Source organism: Streptosporangium canum, from assembly GCF_900113865.1.
GTDB classification, from domain to species: Bacteria; Actinomycetota; Actinomycetes; order Streptosporangiales; family Streptosporangiaceae; genus Streptosporangium; species Streptosporangium canum.
Map to the genome: position 1 here is coordinate 83,640 of NZ_FOQY01000001.1, position 12,437 is coordinate 96,076.

Genomic DNA, 12,437 nt, shown 5'->3' on the forward strand with positions numbered 1-12,437 from the left:
CAGGCGGCACCGACAAACCTCGCTCACGGAGGGAGAAACCACTCATATCAGCCGTAACTCCCCTCGCAGAGGAGGGGGCCGCCCATCTCCGCCGCACCCCCTCACGGAAGGCCGCAGCCTCCTCGCGGAAGAGCCGCAGCCCTCTCACGGAAGAGGGGCGCCCCTCAGCCCAGGAGGCAGGCCGGGAGTCAACCCAGGGGGTAGGCCGGGAAAGAGGGGCCGTCCTTCTCGGAGAAGAGCACGGTGCCCTTCTCGTCCTTGACCATGGGCTCCCACTTGGCCGAGGTGCGGTTCCAGTAGAGGACCTGCCGGTTGCCGTTGTCGTCCTGCGCCCCGGCCAGCAGGGAGCCGTCCAGGGCGGTGATGCTCTCGATCCGGGAGTCGGAGGCCAGGGTCTTGGGCTCCGCCGCGACCGAGGCCTCCAGCAGGTCGGACTTGCCGGTGAGCACGTAGAGGGTCTTGCCGTCCTTCCAGGCGATATCCTTGATCGTCTGGTTGCCGTCGCCGTCCACCACGGACTGCAGGTCGGTGATGCGGGTGCCGTTCCCCTGGCCGACGACCGTGCCGATCTTGACCTCCTCCTCCGTGCCGTTCTTGACCACCACCGCGACGTGCACCCCGTCCCGGGCGACCTTGAGCGACGTGACGTGGACCGCGTTCAGGTCGGGGGCCCAGACCTGGTACTGCTGCCTGCTGTCGCGCCGCACCACCACCGAGCTGTGGCCGGTGGGGCGGTTGACCGTCCACAGGGTGTCGTAGCGGTCCCAGGAGGGCGGGGTGAGGGAGGCGCCGGTGACCCAGTCCTGCCACTCGCCCCCCGGGGCGAGCGGCGCGACCGAGACCTTCGTGCCGTCCTCCGACAGGGCCGCCACCTGCCCCTGGCCGCTGATCGCCGGACGGGTGCGCGAGCCGTCCTTCTCGCCCGCCCTGCCCTGCACCGGCTGGCCGACGTTCTCCTTGCCCAGCATCTGCAGGGCGCCGTCGGCCAGGTAGTACGGGTAGACGTCGCGGGGAGCCGTCCAGGGGTCGAAATCCGCGTGCTGCTGGGCGTCGATCGCCAGCAGGCTGTCGGAGTAGTACAGCTTGCCCTCCACCCTGACCTCGAAGCCCCAGCCGCCCTTGGTGAGCTCGGCGAGCGTCCCGGCGAGCTGGGCCGACATCGGGCCGATCCGGTCGGAGTCCACCGGCTTGGTCAGGTCGACGACGACGCGGTTGTTCTCCGTGGTGACGTCGATGAGCCTGGTGCCCGGCCGGAAGGCGGAGTTCACCGCCTTCTTGAGCAGGCTGCTCGGCCCCTTCAGCAGCCGCTCCACCGCCGTCTTGGCGAAGTTGGACGTCGGGTCGATGGGCACCCGGACCTGGTCGGCCACCAGGCCCTGCCACGCCGAGTCCAGGAAGTACAGGTCGACCTTGAGGTAGGCGCGGTCGACGTCCGCCTCGGAGAGCATCAGCCCCTCGGGCGCCGCGCTGATCCGCCACCCCTGCGCCCCCTTCACGAGGGTGAAGGGCTCGTTCAGGCTCCCGCCCTTGGGCCAGTAGCGGCCGTCCTGGTCGATCATGGCCGTCACGGTGCCCTTGAGGGTGACCCGGGTCTGCTTGGCGTCCGCCTGGACGGGCGGGGCCTTCTCGTACTGGTCCTGCTTGCCGTCCTGCTTGTAGACCGTCACCCCGCTCTGCGGATTCCACTCCCTGGCGAAGGCGTCGGTGAGGTATTTGCGCGCGACGTCACGCCCGGGGTCGTCGACGCTCGCCATCGCGGCCCTGAACCCGGTGACGACCTCCTCCGGCGACCAGTCGGCGCTCGGCGGCACGGCGATCACCCGGGCGTACGGGTCGCCCAGCGGGTTGCCCTTGCGGGGGTTGCCCACCGAGATGGGCTTGCCCCCGGTGGGAATGACCGAGCAGGCCGTCACCCCGCAGGTCAGCGCGACGATCAGGCCGACCGTCCCCACCCGTCGTCCTGTGCTAGTCCGCATCGTTTCCCCCGTCGGCGACCGCCGGTGCGAGCACCGGGGTCATGTGCCCCCGCCATGTCCGCCGCATCTCCACCTCCGGCGGGACCAGCGACAGCGGCGACCCCCGCAGCGGCGCCCCGGCCACCCGGGGCAGGGAGAGCCGGAACTGCGACCCCTCGCCCTGCGCCCCCCATGCCTGGAGCCAGCCTCCGTGCAGCACGGCGTCCTCGCGGGAGATCGCCAGGCCCAGGCCGGTGCCGCCGATCGTCCGCGCGCGGGACGGGTCGGCCCGCCAGAACCGGTCGAAGACCATGTTCTCCTCGCCCGGCTTGAGACCCACCCCGTGGTCCCGTACGGCCACCGCCACCGCGTCGCGGTCGGCCCCCACCGAGACGACGATGTCGCGGCCCTCGCCGTGCTCGATCGCGTTGAACAGCAGGTTGCGCAGGATCCGCTCGACCCGGCGGCTGTCCATCTCGGCCATGCAGGGCTCGCCCGGCAGGCGCAGGTCGAAGCGGGTCGAGTGGCGCTCGGCCAGTGCCTCGGAGTCGGCGACGGCGCGCAGCACCACGTCCCTGACGTCCACCGGATCGACGTCCAGCTCGGCCGCGCCCGCGTCGTAGCGGCTGATCTCCAGCAGGTCGGCGAGCATCGACTCGAACCGGTTGAGCTGGTTCTGCATCAGCTCGGCCGAGCGTGCGGCCATCGGGTCGAAGTCCTCGCGGGCGTCGTAGAGCAGGTCGGCGGCCATCCGCACGGTGGTCAGCGGGGTGCGCAGCTCGTGCGAGACGTCGGAGACGAACTGCCGCTGGACGTGGGAGAGCTCCTCCAGCTGGTGGATCTTCAACGCCAGGTTGGCGGCCATGTCGTTGAAGGAGGTGGCCAGGCGGGCCAGGTCGTCCTCGCCGCGGACCTTCAGCCGCTCGTCCAGACGTCCGGCGGCCAGCCGCTCGGCGGCCTGCCGCGTCAGCCGTACCGGCGTGACCACCTGGCGGGTGACCAGCGAGGCGATGGCCGCCAGCAGCAGCACCAGGGCGGCCCCGACGGCGACGAGCATCCGCAGGACCGAGTTGAGGGTCTCCTCCTCATTGTCCAGCGGGATGAGGTGGTAGATCTCGTATCCGCTGTCCAGCATGGTCCCGGAGGTGTCGAGGCGGGTGCCGATCACCATGCCCCGGACCGGCTCGCGCCTGCCCTCGTAGTAGAGGTCCCCGTAGTGGGTGCTGTCCTCGCCCGCCTCCTTCTTGGACACCTCCTCACGCAGCCCGGCCGGGATGCTGCGCGGATCGATGTTCGGGGTGACGAAGAACTCGCCGGGCTGGTTGTCGTTGCGGGCGATCACCGAGTAGCGGGGGACGGCCCCCGCGCGGCCGGCGAGGGTGTAGACCGCCTGGCTGAGCGGGCTGTCGCCGCCCCGCTGGAGCCCGTCGCCCGAATCGACCGACGGCTTGGAGACGTCGCCGGACGGCCGGTTCAGGTAGCCGAGCACCGCGTTCCGGTCGGCCTGCGCCTCGCTCCTGGCCGCGCGCTCCCGGTCCTGGAGCGTGGTCGCGATGATCTGCTGCATGAGGAAGACGCCGAGCACGGCCACCACCGCGATGGAGATGACCATCGTGCTGGTGACGACGCGGAGCTGCAGGGAGCGCCGCCAGACCCGGCGCACGCCTCCCGCGGCGCGACGGGCCCGCCGGCGGACGCCCCGCACCACCTGGCGCGGGGTACGGCGGCGCTTCTTCGGCGAGGACGGCATGTCGGGGGCCCGGGAGATCCGTGCGGGCTAGGCCGGGCCGGCTTTGTAGCCGACCCCTCGGACCGTCACCACGATCTCCGGGTGCTCCGGGTCCTTCTCTATCTTGGCGCGGAGCCGCTGGACGTGCACGTTGACCAGGCGGGTGTCGGCCGCGTGCCGGTATCCCCAGACCTGCTCCAGCAGGACCTCGCGGGTGAAGACCTGGCGCGGCTTGCGGGCCAGCGCGACCAGCAGGTCGAACTCCAGCGGGGTGAGGTTGATGGTCTCCTCGTCGCGCTTGACCGAGTGCCCGGCGACGTCGATGGTGATGTCGCCGATCTGGAGGATCTCCGGCGTCGGCTCGTCGGTGCGGCGCAGCCGCGCGCGGACCCGGGCCACCAGCTCCTTGGGCTTGAACGGCTTGACAATGTAGTCGTCGGCCCCCGACTCCAGGCCGAGCACCACGTCGATGGTGTCGCTCTTGGCCGTCAGCATGACGATCGGCACACCGGACTCGGCGCGGATGCGGCGGCACACGTCGATGCCGTCGGCGCCGGGCAGCATCAGGTCGAGGAGGACGAGATCCGGCCGGGTGTCGCGGAACGCGTCGAGGGCCTTGTCCCCGTCGGAGACGAAGGAGGGCTCGAAACCCTCTCCGCGCAGCACGATGCCGAGCATCTCGGCGAGAGCGGCGTCGTCGTCGACGACCAGCACGCGTCCTTTCATGGCCCCTCATTCGTTTCACGCAGTTTGGGAGTTTTTGGGGTAAACGGCACGGTCGTCGAAGATTACCCTTGTCCAGCCACTGGATGACACCTGCCGACGACCAGCCATCCGAATGCCGAATTTTAGGCGCACACAACGTAAAGCGTGTGGGAGTGCCCCCGTGCGGCCAACTCCGGTCTCGGCGACTGCGAACGCCAAGCGAAGGTGGTCACGTTCCCAGTCTGCGGTAAACAACGGTGTCTCGGCCATCCCTCCGGCATCTCCGCCGATCTCCCGGCGTGTGAAACCCCGCCGAGATCTCCCGGGCACCACAATCGGTGTGTCCACATGTCAGGATTGGGATATGTCAGACGGTCACGGCTCCACTCCCGACACGCCACCCGGCTGGGCGTCCAACCAACCTCCGCCGTACGGCGACGCCCCGGGATCACCGTGGACCGCGCCCGGCTCCGGCCCCGGCGCGCCACCGCCGCCGCAGCCCCCGCAGCAGCCCTACGGCGGGCAGGCGCCGTACGGCCAGCCCCCGCCCCCCGGGCCCGGCCCGTACGGCCCGCCGCCCCACGGCTTCCCCCCGCCCCACGGATTCCCCCCGCCCCCGGCGATGCGGCCGGGGATCATCCCGCTGCGCCCGCTCGGCCTCGGCGACATCCTCGACGGCGCCATCAAGCTGATCCGCTCCAACCCCAAGACCATCCTGGGCCTGTCGGCGATCGTCGCCGCGCTCGGGGCGATCCCGGTGGCGATCGGCCAGGCGGTCGTGATCGGCGACCTGGGCGCCGGCATCAACGACCCCTCCCTCCTGGAGAACTCGCAGGACATCGGCTTCCTCGCCCAGTACGGCGGGACGCTGATCTCCTACGCGGTGCAGTTCGTCGCGGTGACCCTGCTCACCGGCGTGCTGACCCGGATCCTGGGCCGGGCGGTCTTCGGCGGCAAGATGACCGTGGGCGAGGCCTGGAAGCTGACCCGCGACCGGGTGCCCACGCTGTTCGGGCTGGTGGCCATCGGGCTGCTGGCCATGCTGCTCCCCATGGTCGTGGTCGTCCTGCTCATCGTCGGACTGGGGGCGGCGGGGGCCGACTTCGGGGCGCTGTTCGTCGTCGGCGCGCTGGCGATGCTGGGCTTCATCGCCTACGCCCTCTTCATCACCACCCGCCTGGCGCTGGCGCCGTCGGTGGCGGTGCTGGAGCGGCGCGGCGTCATCGACTCCCTGCGCAGGTCCTGGAACCTGGTGGGCGGCGGTTTCTGGCGGACGCTCGGCATCCTGCTGCTGACCCAGCTCATCACGGCCCTGGTCGCCCTGGTGCTCTCCTTCCCCTTCAGCATCATGGCCTTCGTCGCCGGCCTGATAGGCCAGGGCTCCACCGGCTCGCGGATCGTCACGGCGATCCTGATCGCGGTCGGCGGCACCGTCGGCGCCATGATCACCTATCCGTTCCAGGCCGGGGTCAACGGCCTGCTCTACGCCGACCGGCGGATGCGCGCCGAGGCGTTCGACCTGGTGCTGCAGACCGCGGCGATCGAGCAGCAGCGCCAGGGCTGGGTGCACGCCTCCGCCGACGACCTGTGGGACCCGTCCATCACGCCCGCCGGACCCGGCCGATACGACCAGACCGGCCGGGGAGCTCCGTGGCACGACTCCTGACCCTCCCGGCGCCCCTGGCGTCCCCGATCCCGATCGACATCGACCGGGGCCGGGCCCGGCGCGAGGCGGTCCAGGAGCTGCTCAAGCCCGAATACGCCAAGGAATCCCTGATCGACCGCGCCATGCGGGCCGTGAGCCAGTTCCTCGGCGACCTGCTGGACCAGGAATCCGTGGGCGTCGTCGGCAGCGTGGCCGCGCGGGTCGTCCTGGCCGCGATCGTGATCGCGGCCGTCGCCGCGGTGATCACGATCGCGCGCAGGGCCACCCGGGGCGGTACGGTGCGCCAGGACGGGATCTTCGGAGACCGTCGCCGCACCGCCGCCGAGCACCGCGACGCCGCCGAGCGGCTGGCCGCCGAGGGCCGGTGGGCCGAGGCCGTCCGCGAACGGCTCAGAGCCGTCGCCCGAGACCTGGAGGACCGCGTCATCGTCGACTCCACGCCCGGCCGTACGGCGGGTGAGCTCGCCGCCGAGGCGGGGCGGGTGCTGCCCGCCTTCGCCGGGGAGCTGACCGCCGCGGCCCGGGTGTTCGACGACGTGACCTACGGCGAGGTCCCGGGCACGGCCGAGGCCTACGGAATCCTGCGCGACCTCGACGAGCGGCTGCGCACGGCCCGTCCCATGCCCGCCGCCGCGAAGGCGGTGCCCTCGTGAGCCTCGCCGCCGCCCCCGGAACGGGGTCGACGTCCGCCTCGCCGACAGCCGCCGGCCTGTGGCGCGGCGGCCGGGGCATCCTCCTGGTCGCGCTCATCGTGGTCGTCGGCGCCGTGATCGGCGTGCTGCTCGGCGGCTCCGGCGGGGGAAGGCCGCTCGACCCCGCCGACACCTCGCCGTCCGGCGGCAGGGCGCTGGCCCAGCTGCTGCGGGCCCACGGCGTGCAGGTCACCCGGGTCACCTCCGTCGCCGAGGCGGAGGCCGCCGGCTCCCGCGACCGCACGCTGCTGCTCAGCGACACCTCCTTCCTCAGCGAGAAGGAGGCCGGACGGCTCGGCGCCATCCCCGCCGACCTGCTCGTGGTCGGCGTGCAGCCGTACCAGGAGTTGATCACCCCGGGCGTGCGCACCACCAAGAAGGTGCGGGCGCGCTCGCGCGAGCCCCGGTGCGAGCTGCGGGCCGCGACCGGGGCGGGCAGCGCCTACCTGGGGGGCTCGTCCCTCACCGCCCCCTCCGGGGCCACCGGCTGCTACCCGGCCGACGGCAGGCCCACCCTGGTCAGCTACCCCGACGAGGGCAGGACGATCACGGTCGCGGGCGACGGCCAGTTCATGAGCAACCTGCGGCTGGCCGAGGACGGCAACGCCGCCCTGGCGATGAACCTCGCCGGGGCCCGGCCCTCCCTGGTCTGGCTGGTGGCCCCCGAGACCGCCCCGCAGGCCACCGGTGAGCAGGGACTCTACGACCTGATCCCCGGCGGGGTCAGATGGGCCGTGGTGCAGCTGGCCGTCGTGGTCCTCCTGCTGGCACTCTGGCGGGGCCGCCGGCTCGGCCCGGTGGTGGCCGAGCGGCTGCCCGTCGTGGTCAGGGCGGCCGAGACCGTGGAGGGCCGGGGCAGGCTCTACCGGGCCAGGCGGGCCCGCGACCGGGCCGCCGCCGCCCTCCGCACAAGTTTCGTCGACCGGGTCACCCCCCGGCTCGGCCTGCCGTCGGCGGCCGGGCCGGACGCGAAGGTCGAAGCGATCGCCGAACGCACCGGACAGGCACGCCCCCACGTGGGCGCCGCCCTGTACGGCCCGCCGCCGGCGGACGAGGCCGGGCTGGTAGCCCTGGCCGCATATCTGGACATGTTGGAGAGGCAGGTCAAAGAGTCGTGAGCGAGCGTAGCGAGCAGACCGTCGGGCACGGCGGCACGGCGCCGTCGGCGCCGGCAGAGGAGTCCTCGTGACCATGCCACCGGAGAACAGCGGCCTGGCGCAGACACCCCCGGTCGCCGAGACCGCGCCCGGCGCGAGCGCGGCCCGGGAGGCGCTGGCGGGCCTGCGCGCCGAGGTCGCCAAGGCCGTCGTCGGCCAGGACGCCGTGGTCACCGGGCTGGTGATCGCGCTGCTCTGCCGGGGACACGTGCTGCTCGAAGGCGTGCCGGGCGTCGCCAAGACCCTGCTGGTCAGAACCCTGGCGGCGGCGCTCTCGCTGGATTTCAAGCGGGTGCAGTTCACCCCCGACCTGATGCCGGGCGACGTCACCGGCTCCTTGATCTACGACGCGAAGACGTCGGAGTTCGAGTTCCGCCAGGGCCCGGTCTTCACCAACCTGCTGCTCGCCGACGAGATCAACCGCACGCCCCCCAAGACGCAGGCGGCGTTGCTGGAGGCGATGGAGGAGCGGCAGGTCAGCGTGGACGGCAAGCCGCGCGGGCTGCCCGAGCCGTTCATCGTGGCCGCCACCCAGAACCCGGTGGAGTACGAAGGCACCTACCAGCTCCCCGAGGCGCAGCTCGACCGCTTCCTGCTCAAGCTGACCGTGCCGCTGCCGCCCCGCGACCAGGAGATCGCGGTGCTGGAACGGCACGCGCTGGGCTTCGACCCGCGCGACCTGTCCCACATCAAGGCCGTGGCCACCATCGCCGACCTGGACGCCGGTCGCGCGGCGGTCAGCCAGGTGCACACCGGCCCCGAGGTGCTCGGCTACATCGTGGACATCGCCAGGGCCACCCGGCAGTCGCCGTCACTGCAGCTCGGCGTCTCGCCGCGTGGCGCCACCGCGCTGCTGGCCGGGGCACGGGCCTGGGCCTGGCTGTCCGGCCGCTCCTACGTGACCCCGGACGACGTCAAGGCGCTGGCCAGGCCCTCCATGCGGCACCGGATCCAGCTCCGCCCCGAGGCCGAGCTGGAGGGCGCGACCGCCGACGGCCTGATCGACGCCATCCTCGCCTCCGTCCCCGTCCCCCGCTGAGCCGATGGCACTGACAGGACGAGCCGCCCTGCTGGCCCTGCTGGGGACGCTGGCCGTGCTCTTCGCGCCACAGCCGGCACCGGCCGTGGCCGGCGTGGCGCTGCTGCTCCTGGCGCTGATCGCGGTCGACCTGCTGCTGGCCGCGGGCGTGCGGCAGCTGCGGTTCACCCGCTCGGGCGACCGGCTGATCCGGCTCGGCGAGTCCGCCACGGTCGAGCTGATCGTGGAGAACCCCGGCCCCCGCCGGGCCCGGGGCCTGCTCAGGGACGCCTGGCCCCCTTCGGCCGGGACCGCGCCACGACGGCTGCCGCTGGACGTGCCCGCCGGCGAGCGCCGCCGCCTCATCACGACGCTCACCCCCACCCGCCGGGGCGACCGCGAGGCGGTCACGGTCACGGTGCGCACCCTGGGCCCGCTGGGCATCGCGGCCCGCCAGGGCTCCCACCGGGTGCCGTGGTCGGTGCGGGTGCTGCCGCCGTTCCTCAGCCGCAAACACCTGCCCGCCAAGCTGTCCAGGCTCAGGGAGCTGGAGGGCCAGCATCCGTCGATGGTCAGGGGGCAGGGCACCGAGTTCGACTCGCTGCGCGAGTACGTGGCCGGCGACGACGTCCGTTCGATCGACTGGCGGGCCACCGCCCGCCGCAACGACGTCGTGGTCCGCACCTGGCGGCCGGAGCGCGACCGGCGGGTCCTGATCGTCCTGGACACCGGCCGCACCTCGGCCGGCCGGGTCGGCACGGCCCCCGTCCCGCTGGCCGGCGAGATGCCCGGGACCGGCGGCCTGTACGGCGGGGCGGCGGTCGTGCCGGGCTGGCCCCGGCTGGACTGGTCGATGGACGCGGCGCTGCTGCTGGCCGCGCTGGCCGCCCGCGCCGGGGACCGGGTGGACTTCCTGGCCTACGACCGCGCGGTGCGCGCCTGGGTGTCCGGCGCCAGCCGTACCGAACTGCTGTCGTCGCTGGTCAACACCATGGCACCGCTGGAGGCCGAGCTCGTCGAGGCCGACTCGGCCGGCATGGTCGCGGCCATTCTGGCGCGGGCCAAGCGGCGCAGCCTGGTCGTCGTGCTGACCGACCTGAACGCGGCGTCGCTGGAGGAGGGACTCCTGCCGATGCTCCCTCAGCTCTCCGCACGGCACCTGGTGCTCCTCGCCGCCGTCTCCGACCCGCAGGTGGCCGCGATGGCGGCCGGGCGCGGCACGCCGGAGCTGGTCTACAACGCGGCGGCCGCCGAGCACCAGAACGCCGGCCGGCGCAGGATCACCGCCCGGCTGCGCCGCCAGGGGGTGGAGGTCGTGGACGCCGCCCCGGAGCAGATCGCGCCCGCCCTGGCCGACGCCTACCTCGCGCTGAAGGCCGCGGGCCGCCTCTGACCGTTCCCGGGCCCCGGCGATCTGCCGGGGAGAGGTGTATCCGGCCGACCCGATGACACAGCCGGTAGCGGTGAGCGAGGGGCCGGGCACATAGCCGGTGGCCAGCCAGGCGCCGGCCCGTCTGGACGGCGTCCACGACCGGCGTGGTGGAGGCGCCGCCGGTGAAAGGGTGGGCGGCGTTCCGGATCGGAGCCGCCATGTCTTCAACGGCATCGTTGAATCTTCCGTATAAACTTATGCGGCATTTCCCGCTGCTGACGAGGACCTGCCTTCAAAATGCGGTTGCGACCCATCGATCTGGCGCGCGAGCACGGCCTGTCCACCCAGGCGGTGCGCAACTACGAGGAGGCGGGGATCCTGCCGCCGGCCGAGCGCTCGCCGCACGGTTACCGCGTCTACGCTCCGCGCCACGCGGCGGCGTTGCGGACGTTCCTGGCGTTGATCCCCGCGCACGGCCACGCGACCGCGGGGGCGATCATGCGGGCCGTGAACGGCGGCGCGGCCGAGGAGGCGCTGCGGCTGATCGACGGGAGCCACGCGGAACTGGCCGGCGACCGGCACACACTGGAGGCCGTGGAGCTGGCGCTGCGCGACCTGGCGCCGCCGCGTGAGCTGGAGCCGGGTGTGACGTTCATCGGGCCGCTGGCGCGCAGGCTCGGCATCCGGCCTGCGACGTTGCGCAAATGGGAGCGGGCCGGGCTGATCGTGCCCCGGCGCGACCCGCGCACCGGCTACCGCGTCTACACCTCCGCCGACGTGCGCGACGTGCTGCTGGCCCACCAGCTGCGGCGGGGCGGGCACGGGCTGGAGCAGATCGCTCGGGTGCTGGAGCGGGTGCGGGCGGCGGGCGGACCGGAGCCGCTGCAGGCGACGCTGCGGGAGTGGCGCGACCGGCTGACGGCACGTGGCCTGGCGATGCTGGCGGGCGCGGGCGCGCTCGACACCTATCTGGGGACGCGACGCTAGTCTGGGGACGCGGCGCTCGGTAGCCGAGGACGCGGCGCTAGCCGGCGCTCGGCGCGAGGTCGGGGGCCCGCTCCAGGTCTCCCGTCTCCTGGGCGGCCAGCGCCCGGCGGCCGAAGAAGATCACGTAGGCGAGGAAGGCCGCCTCGGCGACCACCCCGATGCCGATCCGCGCCCAGGTGGGCAGGCCCGAGGGGGTGACCAGCCCCTCGATCAGGCCGGAGACGAACAGCACCACGACCAGGCCGAGGGCCACGCTCATGACGGCCCTGCCCTGCTCGGCGAGGGCCTCGCCGCGCTTTCTGGGACCGGGGTCGACGACCGTCCAGCCGAGGCGCATGCCGACCGCCGCGGCCAGGAACACCGCGGTCAGCTCCAGCAGGCCGTGCGGGGTGATCAGGCCGAAGAAGATGTCCAGCTTGCCGCGCGAGGCCATCAGCCCGGCGGAGACGGCCACGTTGAGCGCGTTCTCCCACAGGATGTAGGGGATCGGCAGGCCGAGCAGCACGGCCATGATGATGACCTGCATCGACACCCAGGCGTTGTTGACCCAGACCTGCCCGGCGAACGAGGCCGCGGGGTGCTCGGAGTAGTAGTCGGCGAAGTCGTGGTCGACGAGCTGGGTGATCTCCTCGGGCGTGCCGATCGCGGCCTGGACGGCGGGGTCGCCCGCCACCCAGACGGCGACGACCGCGGAGACCAGGACGAACGCGGCGGTCGTGCCGAGCCACCACCAGCGGGCCCGGTAGGCGACCACCGGGAAGGAGACGGCGAAGAAGCGGATGAACTCCCGCCAGGCGGGGGTGTGCGCGCCGGTCACCGCCGAGCGGGCCCGGGCGACCAGCGCCGACAGCCGGCCCACCAGGATCGGGTCGGCCGATCCCGAGCGCACGATGGACAGGTGCGTGGCGACCCGCTGGTAGAGGTCGACCAGTTCGTCGGTCTCGGCGCCGTTCAGCGACCTCCGGCGCCGGACGAGGTCCTCCAGGCGGTCCCAGGCCTGCCGGTGCGCGCTGACAAAGACGTCGATGTCCACGCAGGAAGCGTATCCACATCCGCGCTCACGCCGGGATGCCCTGCCCCGGGAGGAAGCTGCCCCGTCCTCCCGCGACCGGGTTTTCCCGGCGAGGAGGACGGCGACCGCCGCGGGGCCGTACGG

At 72.9% G+C, this 12,437-nt stretch carries 10 protein-coding genes; 6 read left to right on the forward strand and 4 right to left on the reverse strand.

Annotated elements, in window-relative coordinates; all coding sequences use genetic code 11:
• Positions 1-188: 188 nt before the first annotated feature.
• Genes BM085_RS00320 through mtrA form a run of 3 tightly spaced genes read right to left on the reverse strand, consistent with a single transcriptional unit; the run spans position 189 to position 4,410 of the window.
• On the reverse strand, positions 189-1,976 hold the full coding sequence (locus tag BM085_RS00320; protein ID WP_093885051.1) for an LpqB family beta-propeller domain-containing protein: 1,788 nt from the start codon (positions 1,974-1,976) through the stop codon (positions 189-191).
• A complete protein-coding gene (gene mtrB, locus BM085_RS00325; RefSeq protein ID WP_093885052.1) occupies positions 1,966-3,705 on the reverse strand; it encodes an MtrAB system histidine kinase MtrB in 1,740 nt (579 codons plus the stop codon). Before mtrB ends, BM085_RS00320 begins: the two co-directional genes overlap by 11 nt.
• 27 nt (positions 3,706-3,732) lie before the next feature.
• On the reverse strand, positions 3,733-4,410 hold the full coding sequence (gene mtrA / locus BM085_RS00330; protein ID WP_012888151.1) for an MtrAB system response regulator MtrA: 678 nt from the start codon (positions 4,408-4,410) through the stop codon (positions 3,733-3,735).
• A gap of 343 nt (positions 4,411-4,753) precedes the next feature.
• Between mtrA and BM085_RS00335 the strand changes: the two genes are divergently transcribed.
• The 6 genes from BM085_RS00335 (at position 4,754) to BM085_RS00360 (ending at position 11,281) form a co-directional block, all read left to right on the forward strand.
• A complete protein-coding gene (locus tag BM085_RS00335) occupies positions 4,754-6,055 on the forward strand; it encodes a DUF7847 domain-containing protein (RefSeq protein WP_093885053.1) in 1,302 nt (433 codons plus the stop codon).
• Positions 6,040-6,708 (forward strand): DUF4129 domain-containing protein, encoded by a 669-nt coding sequence (locus BM085_RS00340; RefSeq protein WP_093885054.1) that lies wholly within the window; start codon positions 6,040-6,042, stop codon positions 6,706-6,708. Before BM085_RS00335 ends, BM085_RS00340 begins: the two co-directional genes overlap by 16 nt.
• Positions 6,705-7,865: a DUF4350 domain-containing protein gene (locus BM085_RS00345; protein ID WP_177244899.1), complete on the forward strand. Its 1,161-nt coding sequence runs from the start codon at positions 6,705-6,707 to the stop codon at positions 7,863-7,865. Before BM085_RS00340 ends, BM085_RS00345 begins: the two co-directional genes overlap by 4 nt.
• A gap of 73 nt (positions 7,866-7,938) precedes the next feature.
• On the forward strand, positions 7,939-8,943 hold the full coding sequence (locus BM085_RS00350; protein ID WP_218158566.1) for an AAA family ATPase: 1,005 nt from the start codon (positions 7,939-7,941) through the stop codon (positions 8,941-8,943).
• Between the two features lie 4 nt (positions 8,944-8,947).
• Positions 8,948-10,315 carry a DUF58 domain-containing protein gene (locus tag BM085_RS00355; protein WP_093885055.1) on the forward strand — a complete coding sequence of 456 codons (1,368 nt, stop codon included), beginning with the start codon at positions 8,948-8,950 and terminating at the stop codon, positions 10,313-10,315.
• 276 nt (positions 10,316-10,591) lie between these two features.
• Positions 10,592-11,281 (forward strand): TioE family transcriptional regulator, encoded by a 690-nt coding sequence (locus BM085_RS00360; RefSeq protein WP_031162531.1) that lies wholly within the window; start codon positions 10,592-10,594, stop codon positions 11,279-11,281.
• Positions 11,282-11,318: 37 nt separating this feature from the next.
• Here BM085_RS00360 and BM085_RS00365 read toward each other — a convergent pair whose 3' ends face one another.
• The gene (locus tag BM085_RS00365) at positions 11,319-12,314 is read right to left on the reverse strand and encodes a stage II sporulation protein M (RefSeq protein WP_093885056.1); all 996 of its coding nucleotides are present in this window, start codon (positions 12,312-12,314) and stop codon (positions 11,319-11,321) included.
• Positions 12,315-12,437: the final 123 nt, after the last annotated feature.